General features: G+C 43.2%; 13 protein-coding genes. 11 read left to right on the top strand and 2 right to left on the bottom strand.

Annotation, left to right across the window (positions count from 1 at the left end):
• The first annotated feature begins 27 nt into the window (after positions 1-27).
• Positions 28-3,888, top strand: coding sequence for an ATP-dependent RNA helicase HrpA (hrpA, locus tag M0C34_RS11090; RefSeq protein ID WP_248711749.1), 3,861 nt, complete (start codon positions 28-30; stop codon positions 3,886-3,888).
• Between the two features lies 1 nt (position 3,889).
• Entirely contained in the window at positions 3,890-4,189 is a 300-nt protein-coding gene (locus M0C34_RS11085; RefSeq protein ID WP_248711748.1) for an Rdx family protein, read from the top strand.
• Between the two features lie 62 nt (positions 4,190-4,251).
• On the opposite strand, the gene sodB is transcribed toward M0C34_RS11085, so the two are convergent.
• Positions 4,252-4,833 (bottom strand): superoxide dismutase [Fe], encoded by a 582-nt coding sequence (gene sodB / locus M0C34_RS11080; protein ID WP_248711747.1) that lies wholly within the window; start codon positions 4,831-4,833, stop codon positions 4,252-4,254.
• Positions 4,834-5,045: 212 nt separating this feature from the next.
• Between sodB and M0C34_RS11075 the strand changes: the two genes are divergently transcribed.
• From M0C34_RS11075 to M0C34_RS11035, 9 genes are all read left to right on the top strand, one after another.
• Positions 5,046-5,384, top strand: a complete 339-nt coding sequence (locus M0C34_RS11075; RefSeq protein WP_248711746.1) for a Grx4 family monothiol glutaredoxin — start codon at positions 5,046-5,048, stop codon at positions 5,382-5,384.
• A gap of 165 nt (positions 5,385-5,549) precedes the next feature.
• Entirely contained in the window at positions 5,550-7,277 is a 1,728-nt protein-coding gene (locus M0C34_RS11070) for a DEAD/DEAH box helicase (protein ID WP_248711745.1), read from the top strand.
• An 85-nt stretch (positions 7,278-7,362) separates the two neighbouring features.
• Complete coding sequence (gene dacB / locus M0C34_RS11065) at positions 7,363-8,739, top strand: D-alanyl-D-alanine carboxypeptidase/D-alanyl-D-alanine endopeptidase (RefSeq protein WP_248711744.1); 1,377 nt, start codon at positions 7,363-7,365, stop codon at positions 8,737-8,739.
• A gap of 297 nt (positions 8,740-9,036) precedes the next feature.
• Positions 9,037-10,416 carry a sodium-dependent transporter gene (locus M0C34_RS11060; protein WP_248711743.1) on the top strand — a complete coding sequence of 460 codons (1,380 nt, stop codon included), beginning with the start codon at positions 9,037-9,039 and terminating at the stop codon, positions 10,414-10,416.
• A gap of 133 nt (positions 10,417-10,549) precedes the next feature.
• Positions 10,550-13,171 carry an aminopeptidase N gene (gene pepN / locus M0C34_RS11055; protein WP_248711742.1) on the top strand — a complete coding sequence of 874 codons (2,622 nt, stop codon included), beginning with the start codon at positions 10,550-10,552 and terminating at the stop codon, positions 13,169-13,171.
• Between the two features lie 16 nt (positions 13,172-13,187).
• The gene (locus M0C34_RS11050; RefSeq protein ID WP_248711741.1) at positions 13,188-13,406 is read left to right on the top strand and encodes a DUF2835 domain-containing protein; all 219 of its coding nucleotides are present in this window, start codon (positions 13,188-13,190) and stop codon (positions 13,404-13,406) included.
• Positions 13,407-13,565: 159 nt separating this feature from the next.
• Positions 13,566-18,398 carry an NAD-glutamate dehydrogenase gene (locus tag M0C34_RS11045; protein ID WP_248711740.1) on the top strand — a complete coding sequence of 1,611 codons (4,833 nt, stop codon included), beginning with the start codon at positions 13,566-13,568 and terminating at the stop codon, positions 18,396-18,398.
• Positions 18,399-18,455: 57 nt separating this feature from the next.
• Positions 18,456-19,466, top strand: a complete 1,011-nt coding sequence (gene pyrD, locus M0C34_RS11040) for a quinone-dependent dihydroorotate dehydrogenase (RefSeq protein ID WP_248711739.1) — start codon at positions 18,456-18,458, stop codon at positions 19,464-19,466.
• An 89-nt stretch (positions 19,467-19,555) separates the two neighbouring features.
• On the top strand, positions 19,556-20,107 hold the full coding sequence (locus M0C34_RS11035) for a cell division protein ZapC domain-containing protein (RefSeq protein WP_256469270.1): 552 nt from the start codon (positions 19,556-19,558) through the stop codon (positions 20,105-20,107).
• Here M0C34_RS11035 and M0C34_RS11030 read toward each other — a convergent pair.
• Entirely contained in the window at positions 20,104-20,745 is a 642-nt protein-coding gene (locus M0C34_RS11030) for an arylesterase (RefSeq protein WP_371923068.1), read from the bottom strand. The genes M0C34_RS11035 and M0C34_RS11030 overlap by 4 nt on opposite strands.
• Positions 20,746-20,753: the final 8 nt, after the last annotated feature.

Raw genomic sequence — 20,753 nt, 5'->3', positions numbered from 1 at the left:
CGTATGCAACCCTACGAGGCTTTTTTCTTGCAGTCGGCTCTCTCAAACTTAAAAAAACAGATTTCTTTAGCGTTGTCAAAAGATCGATATCGTCTTCAGCGTCAGCTAGCGGCGCTAAAATCCGAGGACATAGCTAAAGAGACGCCACGCTTTACCAAATTTAATCAGGCTCTGGCTAAATCAACCGATATTGCCAGCCGAAGACGTGCTTCGATCCCGAGCATCGATTATCCGCAGCATTTACCGGTTGCTGAACAAAAGAAACCCATCTACGAAGCTATTCGTGATAACCAGGTGGTGATCATTGCTGGGGAAACAGGCTCGGGTAAAACCACTCAGATCCCCAAAATATGTTTAGAACTGGGTTTGGGAAGCCGCGGTTATATTGGCCACACTCAACCACGGCGCTTGGCGGCAAGAACCGTAGCAGCGCGAATTGCCGAAGAGATAGCCACCCCCGTAGGTGAGCTAGTGGGTTATAAAATCCGTTTTAACGACCAAATTAAAAACGATAGTCTAGTCAAGTTGATGACCGACGGTATGTTGTTGGCCGAGATGCAGCAGGACCGCTTTCTTTCCCAGTATGAAGTGTTGATTATCGATGAGGCACACGAGCGGAGTCTAAATATTGATTTCATCTTGGGGGTACTTAAAAAACTATTACCGAAACGCCCTGATTTTAAAGTCATCATCACTTCTGCAACCATTGATCCGCAGCGCTTTTCGAAACATTTTAATGATGCGCCTATTATTGAAGTGTCTGGTCGTACTTATCCAGTAGAAACACGTTATCGCCCGTTAAATGAGGGAGAACAAACTAAAGATGTATTAGAAGGCTTGGCTGAAGCGGTAGATGAGTTATACCGAGAAAAACCTGGCGATATCCTTATCTTCATGAACGGTGAGCGTGAAATCAGAGACGCTACCGATTATCTGCAAAAGCGCAATCTCCGTGATACCGAAGTTCTGCCATTATATTCTCGCTTATCGAATGCCGAGCAAAATAAAATATTCTCATCGCATCGTGGACGGCGCATCGTACTGGCCACTAACGTGGCTGAAACCAGTTTAACGGTACCTGGTATTCGCTATGTCATTGACCCTGGCACAGCCCGTATTAGCCGCTATAGTTATCGCTCTAAAGTGCAGCGTTTGCCGATTGAAGCTATTTCTCAAGCTAGTGCTAATCAACGAAAAGGTCGCTGTGGTCGTGTCGCTGAGGGTATTTGTATTCGGCTATACAGTGAAGAAGATTTTGACGGGCGCACAGAGTTCACCGACCCTGAAATATTACGAACCAACTTAGCCTCGGTAATATTACAGATGTTGGGCTTGAAGCTGGGTAAGCTAGAAGAGTTCCCGTTTATTGATATGCCCGATCAGCGCAATATTAAAGATGGCTTAAACTTGCTTGAAGAAATTGGCGCTTTACAGCAGGGTATCACTAAACCCAGCCTAAGTGCTTTGGGGCGAGAGGTGATTAAGTTTCCCATTGATCCTCGCTTAGCCAGAATGATGGTTGCAGCCAAGCAATTTGGCTGTGTGCAAGAGATGATGGTTATTTGTGCAGCGTTATCGATACAAGATCCACGGGAGCGGCCTAATGATCGCAAACAAGCCGCCGATCAGCAGCACGCTCGTTTCGTTGACAAAGATTCTGATTTTTCCAGTTACTTATTGCTATGGCGTTACTTGCAACAACAGCAAAAAGACTTATCGAGCAATCAATTTCGCAAACAGTGTAAAAAAGAGTTCTTGGCTTACATGCGTATTCGCGAGTGGCAAGACTTGGTTTTTCAGCTCTCTACTGTAGTGAAAGAGCTCGATTACCCGCTTAATCAACATGAAGCGAGTTACGATGCGATACACCAAGCGATTACTGCAGGCTTACTGAGTCATCTGGGTTTTAAAGACAAAGAACGTGAGTTCCTCGGGGCGCGAAATGCGCGTTTTGTGGTGTTTCCTGGTTCTAGCCAAGCCAAAAAACCACCTAAATGGGTAGTCGCAGCGGAATTGGTGGAAACCTCGCGTTTGTTTGCCCGTGGCGTGGCCAAGATTCAGCCTGCTTGGTTAGAAGATCAAGCCAAGCACTTAATTAAAAAGTCTTACAGTGAGCCGCATTGGTCGATTAAGCAACAAGCGGTAATGGCCTACGAAAGTGTGCGGCTGTATGGCGTAAGCTTGGTTAACAAGCGTTTAGTAAATTATGGCCCCATTGACCCTCTGGTGTCGCGTGAAGTGTTTATTCGTTCAGCGTTAGTGGAAGGGCAGTGGACTGCGAAGCATGCGTTTTTCAAACTGAATCAACAGTTGCTTGATGATGCTGAAGCGTTAGAACAAAAGCAGCGTCGCCGTGACGTGCGGGTTGATGATCAGGTACTGTTTGATTTCTATGCGCAGCGCCTTCCTGAAGATATTGTATCGGCCGGTCATTTTAATCGCTGGTGGAAGCAAGCCAGCCAACAACAGCCCGATTTACTTAGCTTCTCTAAACAGATGTTATATCAGCATGATGCTAGTCATATTACTGAGCAACAATATCCAGAGCAATGGCAATTTGAACAAGTGTCGGTTGCCTTAAGTTATGTGTTTGAACCTTCAGAGCCCGATGATGGGGTGAGTGCATATATTCCTTTGGCACTGCTGAATCAGTTAGACTTCTCCCGCTTTGAATGGCAAATTCCGGCATTTCGCGAAGCGCTAATTAGCGCGTTAATTAAATCATTACCCAAGCCGCTGCGCCGAAACTTTGTTCCGGTGCCAAACTATGTTCAGGCGTTTGTACAGGCGGTGCCTAACGCAGACGGCCAACTACTCGACGTGTTAACTAAGCAGCTATTAAGAATGACCGGGGTAAAAATACCCGAAGATGCTTGGAATTTGGATTCGGTGGCCGATCACCTAAAAGTTAATTTTAAAGTGATTGATGATCAAGGCAAAATGGTGGCACAAGGGCGAAGTTACCAAGCGCTGCAACATAAATTGCAAGATGAGGTAGAGCAAAGCATCGCTGAAATTGCGCCTAGCTCTTTTGCTGAACAACTTAAAGTCACGGAGTGGAGTTTTGGAGAACTACCGTCAGTGATCGAGGAGCAACGCCAAGGCTATCAAATCACCGCTTTTCCTGCCTTAGTTGACGAAGGTAAAACCGTTGCGTTGAAGTTGTTTGATAAGCAAGAGGAAGCCCACTGGAGTCAAACTCGCGGCTTAAGTAAATTGCTGCAACTCAATATTCCATCTCCCTTAAGTTATTTGCAGCAGCATTTACCTAATAAAGCGAAGCTAGGCTTATATTTTAATCCTTTTGGCCGAGTGGACGTATTGCTTGATGATTGTAGTTTGGCGGTTATCGACAATTATTCTCGGGTACAGCAAGTAGATAATCCTGCAGCCTTTAAGGCTTTGTGTGACGAGGTTCGGGCTGAACTGGCAACCGAAACGCTAGCTGCAGTAGTACAAGTAGAGCAAATTCTAAGTTTGCATTATCAAATCAATAAGCAACTAAAGGGAAAGGTTGGCTTTGACCGCGTGTTGGCGCATGCCGATATTAAAGCACAGCTAGCTGCACTGGTGCATAAAGGTTTTGTGCGAGAGGTTGGGCTGCAGCGTCTAAGTGATGTTCTCCGCTACTTAAAAGCCATTGAGCGCCGAATTGAGAAGTTGGCTATCGATACGCATAAAGATAGATTAGCGATGAGCCAAATAGACACGGCTGCTGAGCGCTACAAAGAATTAGCCTTACCCATTTATAGTAAAGAAGGCGAAGAGCTACGCTGGATGATTGAAGAGCTGCGGGTTTCGCTTTTCGCTCAGCAGTTAGGGACTAAATTCCCGATATCCTTAAAGCGTGTACTTAGCCACATTAGTGATTTACAAAAAAGGAAGTGAAATGTCAGCCGAGCAAGCAGAGTCAGATTTACCTAAGGTTGAGATTTATTATTGCAGTTTATGCGGATGGTTATTACGAGCATCTTGGTTAAGCCAAGAACTGCTGACGACGTTTTCTCAAGAATTAGCAGAGGTAGCCTTAAAACCCGCAACTAAAGGCCGTTTTCAGATTTACTTAGATGGTGAGTTAATTTGGTGTCGAGTGAAAGATGCAGGCTTTCCAGAGGCGAAGATCCTTAAACGTCGAGTGAGAGACAAAATTGCCCCAGATATGAGCCTTGGGCATAGCGACGTTAAGTAAACAGGCAAAAGAAAGGGCGCTTAAAGCGCCCATTTTTTATCCGCTAATCGTTTGCCTGTAGCTTAGGCAAAGTTTGCAGAAGCAAATTCCCAGTTAACTAATGCCCAGAAAGCATTTAAGTAGTCAGGACGAACGTTGCGGTAATCGATGTAGTAAGCGTGTTCCCATAAATCACATGTAAGAACCGGTGTTACGCTATCATCAGTAAGCGGAGTCGCCGCGTTACTGGTGTTAACGATAGCTAGACTACCATCTGCGTTCTTAACTAACCAAGTCCAGCTAGAGCCGAAGTTGTTGATCGCACTATCAGTGAACTTAGCTTTAAATTCATCAAACGAACCGAAGCTAGCGTCAATTGCCGCTGCTAGAGCACCAGTAGGCTGGCCGCCAGCGTTAGGTGCCAAACAGTTCCAGTAAAAAGTGTGGTTCCAAACTTGCGCTGCGTTGTTGAAAACGCCGCCAGTAGAGGTCTTTACAATTTCCTCTAGGCTTTTATCTGCTAAGTCAGTACCTTCAACTAAACCGTTTAATTTTACGACGTAGGTATTGTGATGCTTGCCGTAGTGGAAAGACAAGGTTTCAGCTGAAATATGAGGCTCAAGAGCGTCTTGTGCGTAAGGTAGGGCTGGTAGTGTAAATGCCATGTATTTCTCTCCTTGTTATAATTGGCTAAGTTAGCGCAATCTTTTATATAGTAAATACTTTACAAAATAGTTTAGCATTACTACTTTGAGCAGCAAAGCAAAAAAACTAAAAAAAATTGATCTAGAGCAAAGTAGTGAAATGGACGATTATTTTTGCTAGGGTACGCCCAACACCTAGAATAGACTTAGTGTAAAAAATAGAGAAGTTTAAAATGGAAACGATTGATAAAATAAAACAGCAAATTGCTGAAAACCCAATCCTACTTTATATGAAAGGTTCTCCTAAATTTCCTAGCTGTGGCTTTTCTGCGCAAACCGTAGAAGCATTAATGCAGTGCGGAGAGCGTTTTGCGTTTGTAGATATCTTACAGAATCCAGATATTCGTGCTGAATTACCCAATTACGCTGATTGGCCAACCTTTCCACAATTGTGGGTAGAGGGCGAGTTAATTGGCGGTTGTGATATCGTCATGGAAATGTTCCGCAGTGGCGAACTACAGCCTCTAATTAAAGAAACCGCTGAAAAACATCCTACCGAAGAGTCAGAATAACGGTTCCGGCCTATAATCAAAGGTGTAAACCGCTCATTAATCGAGCGGTTTTTTGATGTCACATAGCAAGATGGTCAATGTTTTTCCATAAAAAGGTAAAATCAATGAGACTTTTTGTGATCAAAAGCGTATAGTGCGCATCCTTAAATTAATTGTAGGCCAAATATGACAGAATCCAGCAGTTCAAGTTTTGAGCAATTCGCTCTACCTGAAACGATTTTAAAAGCGATTTCCGAGATTGGATTTGAGACACCGTCTCCGATTCAGGAAAAGACCATTCCATTACTGCTGGAAGGACATGATGTACTTGGCTTAGCACAGACCGGAACCGGCAAAACAGCAGCGTTCTCTTTGCCTTTGATTGCAAAGTTAGACCCTAAACTCAACGTGCCTCAGATGTTAGTTCTAGCGCCAACTCGTGAACTAGCTAATCAAGTAGCTGACGCGATTAAAGACTTTAGCCGTCATATTCCAGGGCTACGTGTTCTGGCCATATACGGTGGGGCAGATTACGGTCAACAAATTAAAGAACTACGTCGTGGTCCACAAATTATCGTGGGTACTCCAGGCCGTACAATTGACCACTTAGATCGTGGCAAGCTTAAGCTTGATCAACTTAAAGCCTTAGTATTAGACGAAGCAGACGAAATGCTACGTATGGGCTTTATTGATGATGTAGAACGTATCATGCGTGATATGCCAAAAGAGCGTCAAACCGCTTTGTTCTCAGCGACCATGCCGCCGGCAATTAAAAACATCACAAAAAATTACATGTCTGAGCCAAAAGAAGTAAAAATTGCGGCTAAGACACAAACAGTCTCTAACATTGAGCAACATTACTGGCATGTAGCTGGCATTAATAAGATAGAAGCGCTAGCCCGTATTCTTGAAGTTAATAGTGATGGCGCATCAATCATTTTCGCTCGAACTAAAACCTCTACCACAGAAATTGCTGAGCGTTTAGAAGCTAAAGGTTTCAGTGTTGCCGCATTAAACGGTGATATGAACCAAACGATGCGCGAACGCACTATTACGCGTTTGAAGTCTGGTAAATTAGACATCGTTGTTGCAACTGATGTAGCGGCCCGTGGCTTAGACGTTGAGCGTATTGGCTTGGTGGTTAACTTCGACATTCCTTATGACGCTGAAGCTTATGTTCACCGTATTGGTCGTACTGGCCGTGCTGGTCGTAGCGGTAAAGCGGTCATGTTTGTAGGCTACCGTGAGCAACGTTTGTTGCGTAACATTGAGCGCGTAACTCGCCAGCAAATAACCCAAATGCAACTACCTACTCGTGAAGAGATGGAGAAAAAGCGTGTAGAGAGCTTCCAAGAGAAACTTTCTTCAGCTGTTGCAAACGTCGAGTTGGCTGATTACCAGAAGATAGCTTCTGAGTTAGCCGAAAGTATGGGTATGACAGAGCTTGAATTAGCGACTGCATTATTATTCCAAGCGCAAACCGCGCGGCCGTTTAAAATGCCTGCCGATCCTGAAGTTCGATCACCTCGATTCGCTGGAAATAACGAGCGTAACCCACGTGGTGATCGCAATTCTCGCGGTGACAGAGGCCGCGGTGAACGTTCTGAACGCGGTGGCGATCGTCCAAGTCGCAACGAAGCGGGTGCCGCTAAGCGCAAACGCCGTACTGCAGATGTTGAAATGAATACTTACCGTGTTGATGCTGGTAAAGAGCACGGTGTTCAGACTAAACATATTGTTGGTGCTATTGCGAATGAAGCAAACATCAGCAGTGATTACATTGGTAGTGTAAAGTTGTTTGATGACTACTCTACGGTTGAATTACCGAGTGGTATGCCAGAAAAGACATTTAATCACTTAAAACGTAGCTTTGTTCGTCAACGTGCGATGCGTTTAGAATTGATTGCCCAATAGGCCGTTAATTTCGAAAGGAAAAGGTGAACTTCGGTTCGCCTTTTTTTATATAATCTGTTTACTGATTATATAAATGCTGACAAACATGCGCCTTCTTATTCGTTTACTGTTTATTACCCTTTCTGTTTATTCTCCGTTCTCTCAAGCCGCGTTAAGCTCTCCACGAGGTGCAGTTGTTAGCTTCATTGGCCCAACTGGAACGCAAAATAGCCAACTGCTGTTAACGCCAGCAAGCACCTTGAAGCTCGTCACTGCAACTGCTGCACTTAAGCAACTTGGCGCTGACTATCGCTATCGTACTCAATTGAGTGTTAAGCCCAACCCTCAAGGCTTGCATTTACGCTTGCATATGCGGGGAGACCCAAGCTTTAGCTCAAAGGACCTGAAATCGTTAATCGCTCAAGCGACTCAAGTGTATGGGAAAAAGATCGCGTCAATAGACATCGAAAGCGGTGCCTTTAGCGGTCACCATCGCAGTCAAGGTCAAGTATGGAATGACATTGGTATTTGTTTTGCTTCGCCAGTCAGTGCGTTAAATATTGACCAAAACTGTGTCAATGGAAACTTAAAGCCTGGCAAGTTAGGGCAGCTGAGTAAGTTACACATAAGTGACCCTAGCTTATTACGCATAGATAACCAGATTGTTACAGTGAGTCCCGAACATACCGATTGTGAGCAAAGCCTAGTAGTGGGTGATAATAACCATTATCACTTAAAAGGCTGTGTTAGGGCTGATGCTAAGATGATGCCGTTGCGTTTTTCTATTAGCGATGAACAACAATATTTTACCACTAAACTGCGTCGAGTTTTGAGCCAGTTAGGGCTGACATACCGTGGCGAGTTCAACTTTCAAAACCGCCTAAGTATGTTCGATAGCCGATATACGCATCAATCTGCGCCATTAATAAAACTGCTTGAATACATGCTGGTGGAGTCAGACAATTTGACCGCAGACAGCCTATTTAAAACACTGGCCTTTGAGCAGCAACGTACAGCGAGTTATAGGGTCGCAGGCGAGCTAGTTAAGCAGCAGCTAGACGCGTTGGGCTTGGATGTCACTCAACTGGTTATTCGAGATGGCTCGGGCTTATCTCGCGAAAATCTCGTGAGTGCTGAAATGCTCTATCAATTACTACAGTTATGGCAACAAGACGCCGCGTTGGCACCGCTAATCAATAAACTCCCCATTGCTGGCGTCAGTGGTACTTTGAAATATCGTCGCAGTGTTACTCGAAAGCCACTCAAGCAACATATTTACGCCAAAAGTGGCTATGTAAATGGGGTGATTAATCTTGCCGGCTTTATCGAAAAGCAAGGTAAGTTGACACCATTTGTGCTGATGAGTAATGGGGTATCGTTAACTGCAGAGCAAGCTAAAACGGTGAAAATGAGACAAACATTACATCCAATGCTCGCCTATGAGCGTGCATGGCTAGAAACCCAACTAGAAGCTATCAAGTAAGGGCTGTTGTTGTGTGACGTTGGCGTTGTAATGTCATCGCTTGGCCAGGAAACCCGATAAGGCCATGAATAATGGCCGTAGTAATTCAACCGTTGCTAATAATACATGCAATATTTTAGAATGTTTATTCAGTAGATAATATACCTTATTGATGACTTAGTCTGTTTTATATAGTGAGCCAGGGTGTTAAATCAGCATAAAAAAGCATTTTTTCTGTAAATTTCTTTTGGTTTATGCTTAGATCGGCGCCCTATAACACGGACGCATTTAGCAAACACAAAAATATAAGAGAAAATCATGAGCAATAACACTTCAGTGAGTAATCGCTGGTCTAGTAATTTCGCCTACATTCTAGCTGCGACAGGCGCGGCCGTAGGTTTAGGTAACATTTGGAAATTCCCTTACATTATGGGTGAGAATGGTGGCGGTGCCTTTGTTCTTGTCTATCTGTTATGTATTTTGTTTATCGGTATCCCGGTAATGATGGCTGAAGTTTACTTAGGTAAACAAGGCCGTTCGACACCCGCCAATGCGGTTGCCAAAGTAGCAATTGAAAATGGTCGTTCTAAAAACTGGGCCTTTATTGGAGGTATGGGTGTATTAGCTGGCTTCTTAGTTCTCAGCTTCTATATTGTCATCGCTGGCTGGGCCGTTGCGTATGTATTCAAATCTGCTGCTGGTGATATTACAGCCGCCGAGGGGAGTGCAGAGCAAATCGGAGCTATGTTTGGTGCACTAACTTCTGATCCGCAACAACTTATCTTATGGGCAACGTTAGTGATTGTTGGTACGGTTGTGGTACTAGCTAAAGGTGTGACCAAAGGTCTGGAGCGTATTGTTACCTTACTAATGCCTGCACTCTTCATTTTACTTACAGTGATCATGATTTATGCAGCCGTTACAGGCGATTTTGCAGCAGCTGTTGACTTCATGTTTAGCCCTGATTTTTCTAAGTTGACCATTAACGGCGTGCTAATGGCTTTAGGTCATGCGTTCTTCACCTTAAGTTTATCATCGGGCATCATGATGGTTTACGGTGCCTACTTACCTGAAGGCGCTTCTATTGCCAAAACCTCTATTTATATTGCGATAGCCGATACAGTGGTTGCGTTAATGGCCGGTTTAGCCATTTACCCCATCGTGTTTGCCAATGGTATTGAACCAAGTGCGGGTCCAGGCCTATTGTTTGTATCATTGCCTATTGCCTTTGGGACAATGCCTTTCGGTGGACTTGTATCAACGGTATTCTTTGTCATGGTGACAGTCGCAGCCTTTACTTCTGCCTTGGCTTTGCTTGAGTCTACGTCAGCTTACTTAGTTGAGCGTAAAGGTTTCCGTCGCAATGTTGCAGCCATAGTATCTGGCGCGGCAGTGTGGTTGCTTAGCTTAGGAACTATTGGTTCATTTGCTGGTTGGGAAATTTTCCAGTTTGAAGAAAGCCCAATGGGTGCCAACTTTTTTGAAGTATTAGATTACATTACAGCGAATATTCTTCTGCCTCTAGGCGGTTTGTTTATTGCGGTATTTGTAGGTTGGATTATCCAAGCTGATAAAGTGAAAGAAGGTATGGGCTTAGAAAGCCAAGCGTTCCAAATGTTCTCAAAGAGCGTTCGCTTTATCTCTCCTATCGCCATTGCGGTAGTCTTTTTAAATGCTGTAGGCTTATTGTCTTTGTAAGCATTTAAACAGTAAAAAGTCGGCTTCGGCCGGCTTTTTTGCTTTTGGCTAGGGTTGAAAAGCGTTAGCCGCTCTCAGAAATATCTTTTACAATAAGCCCCTCGTTTCGACATTCTATTACCAAGGACGTTTCATGGCCGAATTATCAGCTCAACCTATCGCCAAATATCGCTCAGATTACCAAGCTCCCAGCTACAGCATAGAAACCGTTGCTTTAGAATTCGATTTAGAACCAAATTCAACCCGAGTGACCGCTAAATCAACCTTGCTTAGAAAAGCTGCGCAGGCTTGTGATTTAGTCCTCGATGGCGAAAAGCTTGAGTTAATTAGTTTGAAAGTCAATCAAAATGTGCACTCAGCTTATCAAGTTACCGAGTCACAGTTAGTGATTAGCGAGCTACCCGAACGCTTTGAACTAGAAATAGTGACCCATATCAACCCAGCTGAAAATAAAGCTTTTGAAGGTTTATACCAATCGGGTGATGCGTTTTGTACTCAATGTGAAGCTGAAGGCTTTCGTCGCATTACTTATTATCTTGATCGCCCTGATGTATTAGCCACTTACACCACCAAGATTATTGCTGATAAAGCTCAATATCCCTACCTACTATCGAACGGTAACAAGGTAGGCCAAGGGGACTTGGCTAATGGTAAACATTGGGTAACATGGCAAGACCCTTTCCCAAAACCTAGCTATTTATTCGCCTTAGTCGCCGGTGACTTTGATTTGTTGTCAGACAGTTTTGTGACTCAGTCAGGCCGAAAAATCGCTCTAGAGCTATTTGTTGATAAAGGTAACCTCGATAGGACCGAACATGCTATGGCGTCTCTAAAAGCCTCTATGGAATGGGACGAGCAACGGTTTAACTTAGAGTACGATCTAGACATTTATATGATTGTTGCCGTCGATTTCTTCAATATGGGCGCGATGGAGAATAAGGGCTTAAACGTATTTAACTCAAAATACGTATTGGCTAACAAACAAAGTGCTACCGACAATGACTTTTTGGGCATTGAAGCGGTAATTGGTCATGAGTATTTCCATAATTGGACCGGCAACCGTATTACTTGCCGTGATTGGTTTCAGTTATCGTTAAAAGAAGGTCTTACCGTTTTTCGCGATCAAGAGTTTAGCTCGGATTTAGGCTCTCGTGCAGTCAATAGAATTAAGAATGTTCGCTTGTTGCGTAGTCATCAATTTGCAGAAGATGGCGGCCCGATGGCGCACCCAATTCGCCCTGACAAAGTTATAGAAATGAATAACTTTTATACCTTAACAGTCTATGAAAAGGGCGCAGAAGTGATTCGTATGTTGCACACCTTATTAGGTGAGAAGGCCTTTCAAGCTGGTATGCAAACCTACGTAGACCGGCATGACGGCCAGGCTGTAACCTGTGATGATTTTGTCAATGCTATGCAAGATGCTAGTGCTAAAGATCTAAGCCTATTTAAGCGCTGGTATAGTCAATCAGGTACACCGATTCTTAATGTTGATAGCTCATACGACGCATCAAATAAACAATATAGCCTAACCATCAGTCAGCATACCCCTGCTACTGCAGAGCAAACAGAAAAATTACCATTGCATATACCCGTTTCAATTGAATTACTGGCCAGTAACGGCAATGCGTTGCCTTTGCAGATAAAAGGACAAGCGGTATCTGAGGTCTTAGAACTGGTCGAAGACCAGCAAACTTGGGTGTTTGATGGCATTTCTGACATTCCTACTTTGGTGATGCTGCAGGAGTTTTCAGCGCCGGTTAAGTTAGATTTATCTTATTCTACCGAGCAGTTACTGCTGATTATCAATCATGCGTCTAACACCTTTGCTCGCTGGGATGGGATGCAAAAACTTGTCACTGCTTGGATGGTGCAAGCTGTCGCCGCCTTACAACAAGGAAAATCACTGTTATTAGATGAAGCCATTGTTGCTACCTTCAGACAGTTATTAGAAGACCCATCTATTGATAAAGGCTTACTGGCTGAGTTGCTAACCATTAGTAGTGAGAACGAGATAGCAGACAGCTTTACTCACGTTGATATCGATGCCATTGCTAGCGCTCGCGACTTTTTCATTAAAGGTTTAGCCGAGGCATTAGCCGAGCAGTTTTGTCAGCTTGAGCAGCGCTGTGCCATGCATGATCAACGCACTCTAGCGCATTCAGATATTGCTTTACGTTCGTTACGTGCAGCTTGTTTGCAATACGTGGCTTACACTAAACCAGAATTGGTTTCAGCCGCTTATTTTGATAGTGCCCTAATGACCAATAAATTGGCCGCGATGTCAGCAGCTAATAACGCCGCGATAGCCCAACGCAGTGCCATGTTTAAAGATTATGAGCAACAGTGGCAACATGATGGTTTGGTCATGGATAAATGGTTCGCACTAGAAGCCAGTTACGGCGAAGGGAATAGTTTAGAAAGAGTAAAGGCTTTAACCGAGCATCCAAGTTTTAGTATGGAAAACCCGAATAGAGTGCGTTCGTTAATTGGCAGTTTTGCGAACAATACTCGACACTTTCACGCAAAAGACGGCTCGGGTTATCAGTACCTTACCGACATTTTGTGCATCTTAAATACCCAGAATCCGCAGGTGGCATCACGTCTAATTACGCCATTAATCCAAACCGTTAAATTGGATGAAAAACGAAAGTCTATGATTATAAAGCAATTAGAACGCTTGGCAGCCTTAGAGGATCTAAGTAAAGACCTGTTTGAGAAAGTGACTAACGGTTTACAGCAACTACAGGCCTAAATAGCTAACCATTGCCATGAAGCAGTATTACTTTAGTTTACATATTTCTTACTTAGAGTTTGAGCGGGTCTACAAAGGTAGTGCCCGCTCAGTCATCGCTACCGACGAAACGGGTAAGCGGATCCAAATACCCGCCTTACGTTTTTTGCCTTTTTTAAACTCTGGCGGGGTGAGTGGTCGTTTCGTTTTAACCACAAATAACCAAAATAAATTCCTATCACTTCAAAAAATCTAGTTAACAATGTTGTATAAGTGTAAAAAACTGGTTTAATTGTTTGTAATCTTTAGGGCTGAGTCACATCGATAATTCTCTAAAGCCAACTACACTAAAAAGAACAATAAGCCGTTGTTTTACACAATAATAATATTACTCTACTAGGATAAGGAATGCGTTATGACAAGAGCGCAGCAACACGCCTCCGTACTACTAAAAAAAGTCTATCAAATTGTTAATAAGAAACTTGATAAAAATGCTGCTCCATTAGCTGAAGAGTTTCTCTCTCGGCTGTTTTCTGGCATGGGTAGCGATGATTTAGCCAACCGAAGCGACAGTGATTTATATGGTGTTGGCGTGGGTTTATGGAATGCCCTAAACCTCACTAACACGTGTGACCGACACATCAAAGTATACAATCCCGAGTTAAGTCGACATGGTTGGCAGTCCACCCACACAATTATAGAAATTGTGGTTCCGGACTCGCCGTTTTTGGTTGACTCTATGCGGATGGCGCTGAGCCGCTGTGGCATAAATACCCACTTGTTGATGCACCAACCGATGCGATTAGATAGAGATAATAATAATCAAATCTGTGGTGTAAGTGATGTTCAGCATGCAGAGTTGGGCAACCAAACTGTTTTTATGATTGAAATTGATCGACAAAGCGATGAAACGGCGTTAGTTCGCCTAAATAAAGAGCTGAACACGGTACTTGATGAAGTCAATGCAGTGGTAAACGATTGGCAGTTGATGTTGGATAAACTGCGCACGGTGAGTGCTGAGCTCGCAGGCAGCGAGGGTTTACTTGATGATCAATCGTTAGCGCAAAGCACCGCTTTTTTAGAGTGGATGTCAGATAACAATTTTACCTTAATGGGTTATCGCCACTACAGCCTTAAAAAAACTAAAGGTGATTTACACCTAGTTCCAGACGAGAGCGGTAGTTTAGGTTTATACCGTGAGTATGTGACGAGCCAAATTGTATCACTGTCTAGTTATACCAGCGCAGGCCGAGAATTAGCGACTAACAACACTCCCTTAGTGTTAAACAAAAGTAATCATAAATCGAGAGTGCATCGCCCGGCATATATTGACCATGTTGGTGTCAAAATTTTCGATAAAAAAGGCAAGGTAATAGGAGAGCACCGCTTTATTGGTTTATATGCGTCTTCTATCTACAATCGCAGCGCTTTAGAAATTCCACTGATTAATCAGAAGCTTGCCAGGATTATGGTCAATTCAGCCTTACCCGCTGGTTCACATGCCTATAAGTCACTGCTGAATATCATGGAGACTTATCCTCGGGATGAATTGATTCAAGCGACTGAGCATGAGTTATTGGATATAGGCTTAGGGGTAGAGCAAATCCAAGAACGGGACTTGGTGAAGTTATTTGTGCGAAAAGATATATATGGGCGTTTTTACTCGTGTTTGATCTATACCACCAAAGAGCGTTATAACACCGCTTTACGTATCGACAGCCAGCAGATCCTTAAACAGCACTTTAACTCCAAGGAAGACGTAGAGTTTTCTACCTATTTCACCGAAGGTTCTATGGCGCGTACTCACTACTTAGTGAGAGTAGAAAACAATGATCAGGAGTTTGATTTGAGAGAGTTACAAACCAATCTCACTGAAGCCGCTAGAACGTGGGAAGATAGATTAGTAGATTCGCTTATTTCTAACTTTGGCGAAGAACGTGCTATTCGCCTCAGTGATAAATATCAAGCAGCGTTTCCCCGCTCTTATAAAGAGAATGTGTTACCGGGTTCAGCGGTCGCTGATATCATGCAATTTGAAGAGTTAAATGATGAACATCAATTGGGCATGTTGTTTTACAGGCCTCAAGAAGAAAACATTAATAGTAATCATGTGCGCTTAAAGCTCTTTCATCTCAATGAGCCTCTGCACTTATCTGATGTACTGCCTATGCTAGAAAACATGGGTTTACGGGTCATTGGTGAAACACCGTATCGGTTCACTACCAGTGACAATAAGGTGTATTGGGTACTCGATTTTTCAATGATGTACGTAGCAACAACAGAGCTAGATATTGAAAAACATCGAGACAACTTCCAGCAGGCTTTAGCCGATATTTGGTTAGGTCAGTTGGAAGACGATGGCTTTAACCGCTTAGTACTGGCCGCCCAAGCTTCTGGAAGAGACGTGGCATTATTGCGTGCATATGCCAAGTATATGCGTCAAATTGGCAGTAACTTTAGCCAAAGTTATATCGAGGAAACATTTGCCAATTATCCTGATATATCAATGTTATTGATGGAACTCTTTAGGCGTCGTTTTAACCCAGCCCTGAAACGCTCTGAAAAAACCGAAGAGAAAATTGAGGCCAAGTTAATTGGTTTATTAGATGGCGTTGAAAACTTAGACGACGACCGCATTATTCGCCGTTATCTTGAGATGATTAAGGCCACCTTAAGAACCAATTTCTATCAATTAAATAGCGCTAAGCAAATTAAAGACTACATTTCTTTTAAAATCAGTCCCCATCAGATTTCAGATATGCCGCAGCCGGTCCCTATGTTTGAAATATTTGTTTACTCACCCAAAGTCGAAGGCGTTCATTTACGTGGCGGCAAGGTGGCTCGTGGTGGCTTACGTTGGTCTGATCGCCGTGAAGATTTTAGAACTGAAGTATTAGGTTTAGTTAAAGCCCAACAAGTAAAAAATACGGTGATTGTTCCGGTGGGTGCTAAAGGCGGCTTTGTCTGTAAACGCCTACCAAGCCCTAGTGATAGAGATGCTTGGCTAGAAGCAGGAAAAGAATGTTACCGTACCTTTATTCGCGGGCTATTAGATATCACTGATAACAACATTAAAGGTGAAATTGTCCCGCCCAATCAGGTTGTGCGACGTGACGAAGACGACCCCTATTTAGTGGTGGCCGCCGATAAGGGAACGGCTACGTTCTCAGACATTGCCAATCAATTGAGCCAAGAATATCAATTCTGGATGGGCGATGCTTTTGCTTCTGGCGGAAGCAATGGTTACGACCATAAAGGAATGGGAATTACCGCTCGAGGTGCTTGGGAGTCGGTTAAACGTCACTTCAGAGAAATAGGCGTGGATTGTCAAACCACTGATTTCACCTGTATTGCAGTTGGTGATATGGCCGGTGATGTATTTGGAAACGGCATGCTGTTATCTGAGCATACCTGCTTGGTGGCGGCGTTTAATCATCAGCATATTATCATTGACCCTAAACCAGATGCCGCTAGCTCCTACAAAGAACGGCAACGCCTATTTGAATTACCTCGTTCTTCTTGGCAAGACTACAACACCAGTCTAATCAGCGAAGGGGGGGGAATATTCCTGCGCAGTGCTAAGTCAATTAAACTAACACCGCAAATCCAACAGCTGTTAGCGACCAAAGAAACCAGCCTGACGCCTAATGCATTGATTAAAATGCTCCTTTGCTCGTCGGTAGATCTGTTTTGGAACGGCGGAATCGGCACATATATCAAATCTAGCAGCGAATCTGATACCGATGTGGGTGATCGCGCCAACGACAGTTTACGGATCAACGGTAAGCAGCTCGGCGCTAAAATTGTGGGAGAGGGCGGTAACTTAGGGATTACCCAGTTAGGCCGTATTGAAATTGCCGCTCACGGTGGGCGTATAAATACTGATTTCACCGACAACGTAGGCGGAGTCGATTGCTCGGACAACGAAGTTAACATTAAAATCTTGCTTAATGGGCTAGTAACTAATGGTGATTTAACCGAAAAACAACGCAATAAGTTATTGGTTGATATGACCGAAAACGTATCAGAGATTGTGCTAGAAAACGCTTACCGACAAGGTCAGTCTATTAGTATCACTGAACAGCTAGGTACTAGTACGGTTAAAGAAATCATTCGTTTCATGCATGCCTTAGAGCGTGACGGTTTATTAGATCGCAATCTCGAGTTTCTGCCCAGTGATGAGGAGCTTATTGAGCGTCAATCTAAGGGATTAGGTCTCACTCGGCCAGAGCTTGCGGTATTAGTGGCTTATGGCAAGATGGTGCTGAAAGAATGGTTTAATGTTCCTGAAGTCACCGAAGACAGCTACTTGAGCCAAACCCTGATTAAGTCGTTCCCTGTGCTGTTGCAAAAACGCTACGCAGAACAGATGAACCATCACCCTTTACGTCACGAAATTGTAGCGACTCGACTCGCTAACAAAGTGGTAGATAATGCCGGTTTTAATTTTGTAACGCGTTTAGTTGAAGAAACGGGCGCTAACCCTGCTGAAATATGTACCTGCTATGTAACGGCCTGTGAAGTGTTCGGCGTTTGGGATCTATTTGAGAAAATTGAAGCTTTAGATAATAAAGTGAGTGCCCAGCTGCAGTTGAAAATGATGGACAACATGCGTCGTATTATACGCCGAGCTACACGTCGTTTCTTAACCCTTAGGGACCGGTCACTAACTATCACTCAACAAATAGCACGTTATCAGCCAAGTTACCTGCAATTGCAAAAAAACTTGATGGACGTTCTCGCAGCGGAAGAAGTAAAACTGGTCAATGCAGAGTCGCAAGAGTTGCAACAGCAGCACGTACCGGCAGATATTGCTTGTGCCATGGCTAAAATGAATTCACTTTACTCCGTGCTCGATCTCACTGAAGTGGCAGAGCAAGCTGAGCAAGATATCGTGCAAGTGGCCAAGCTTTATTTCAACTTGGGAACCAACATCGGATTACACTGGTTCTTAGAGCAAATCGATTTACAAAGTGTTGATAACCATTGGCAAGCCCTAGCGCGCTCTTCCTTTAGAGAAGATCTCGATTGGCAACAGCGTCAGTTAACGGTGAGCGCTTTAAAATGGGCTGCAAAAATGGAAAGTGAGACTCCGTTGGATGATTGGTTAGTAGCACATGAAGCCCTGTTAGACCGATGGAACCACATGTTAGCGGACTTTAAGACCGGAAATACCCACGAGTTTGCAAAATTTTCGGTATTATTGAGGGAATTAAACCTATTAAATTTAAATTGCTCCGTAAATTAGTATAAAATACTGCCCCCGAAGCCCTGCATCTTCGGGGGTCTTATACTAGGAGTCTACATGTACTACCCACTCGCTCGAAAACTTATTTTCCAACTTGATCCTGAGCGTGCTCATGATCTTACTATTGAAATGTTTAAACGTACTGGTGGCACCCTATTAGATCGGGTTTATCGCCAGAATGTTCCATCGAACCCGGTTGAGCTGATGGGCTTAACTTTTCCTAATCCGGTTGGTTTAGCGGCGGGATTAGATAAAAATGGCGAGTGTATTCAAGCGTTTGACGCAATGGGTTTTGGCTTTGTTGAAGTTGGTACTGTTACTCCTCGTGCTCAATCAGGTAACGATAAGCCGCGCATTTTCCGAGTATTAGAGGCCGAAGGTTTAATTAACCGAATGGGCTTTAATAACTTAGGGATCGATAATTTAATTAATAATGTCGAACAAAGTCAATTCAAGGGGATCCTTGGGATCAACATTGGTAAAAACTTTGATACGCCGGTAGAAAAGGGTAAAGATGATTATTTAATAGGCATGAATAAAGCATTTCAACATGCTTCTTATATTGCTGTTAATATTTCTAGCCCGAATACGCCTGGTTTAAGATCTTTACAATACGGAGAAGCATTGGAAGATCTATTAAAGGATCTGACTGAGCGTAAAGATCAATTAAGTCAGCAATATAATAAACATGTCCCTTTATTGATCAAAATAGCACCAGATTTATCAGAAGAAGAGATTGAACAAATAAGTGATTCACTGCTTAAATATAAATTGGACGGTGTTATTGCAACCAATACAACCCTAGAACGCTCAATGGTAGAGGGTATGCCTCATGCTGGAGAGGCCGGTGGTTTAAGTGGACGCCCATTGCAACTTAAATCTACCGAAGTTATTCGAAAATTAGATCATTATTTAAAATCTGAGATCCCTATTATTGGTGTAGGTGGAATAGATTCTGCTATGGCTGCTAAAGAAAAAATGGATGCCGGCGCTAAATTGGTCCAAATATACAGCGGTTTTATTTATAAAGGCCCAGAATTAATTAAACAAATATCTAAAGCTATATAAAAATTAGTAAATATATTTGTTATTGTAGAGCTCTCGTAGTACATTTGTTTATTAAGTGAGCTCTACACGGATAGTTTTGTCTTTATAAAATGTTAATTCAACCAAATAAACACTGGCACTGGGTATTCGATTCTAATAAGGGAGTTATGACTCTTGAGTTAGGGCCTGAAATGCTGTTTGTGTCAAAGCTGTGTAAAAAGCGTTGTGTGCAACATGCCCAAGAAGACAGTCCGTTTACTGCAGAGCACACTCAACTTTATTATCAATTTTTAGAGCAATTAGATTCATGTAATTGGTCTGATCCTATCAAAGTACAAATTTGCCTTAATGCGGTAGCTTCGGCTCAATTCTTAAAGCCATTGATGCCACAAAGCTGGTTTTTCAAGAGTGTCGCCACTAATTTGCACACTCAATTAGCCTTAGGTGAGCTGGCAGTATTGCAAACAGAGCAGTCTCAGACTCGTTGTGTCGTTGTTGAAGTAAGTGAGCAAACTTACACTTTAATGACAATCGAAGCGGGTATGGTACTAGATGAGCGTAAAACGCTAAATCAGTTTGAAGCCATAAAGGTGATGCAAGATAGAGTCGTGTCATTATCGCGACTAATGCAACATCAAAACAGCTTCGCACAAACCGGTTAATCAAACACCAATTCTAACAATTGTTGGCGCATCTTTTGGCTAATCAGTGGTTGTGCCTGCTGATTTGGATGAATGCCATCATTTTGCATAAATTCTGCTTGGGTGGCTAATTCTTCAATAAAGAATGGTAAATAAGTGACCTGATGTTTTTCGGCGATGGCAGGGTAAAGCCCTTCAAATGCTTGGCGATAGCGTTTGCCATAATTTGGCGGTATGCGGATCTGCATTAGCGCCACTTTTATATCTTGTTGCTTAGCGAGTTCTATTATCGCTTCTAAGTTTGTTTCTATGTTACCAGTAGGATGGCCTTGTAAACCATCGTTACCGCCTAGTTCAATGAGTAACCCATCCACATTATGCTGCTCTAATAAACCGGGTAGTCGACGTAAACCGCCGGCGGTGGTTTCGCCACTAATACTTGCATTAATGAGATCCACGCGCTTATTGTTGTCGTTATAGTACTGCTGACTAAGTGCAACCCAAGCTTGATCAATTGACATGCCATAGCCAGCACTCAAGCTATCACCTAGAATTAAGATAGACTTTTCATTAGAGAAAGCCTTTGTATTCAATGTAAAAAAGAGTAAAACAACTAGAGTAAACAGCGATATAAACTTACTTTTACGGCTAACCAACATTCTCGAGC

It is taken from the genome of Agarivorans sp. TSD2052 (genome assembly GCF_023238625.1).
Taxonomy (GTDB): Bacteria; Pseudomonadota; Gammaproteobacteria; order Enterobacterales; family Celerinatantimonadaceae; genus Agarivorans.
Note: the sequence above shows the minus strand (reverse complement) of the source record. Positions and strands in the feature narration are given on the sequence as shown.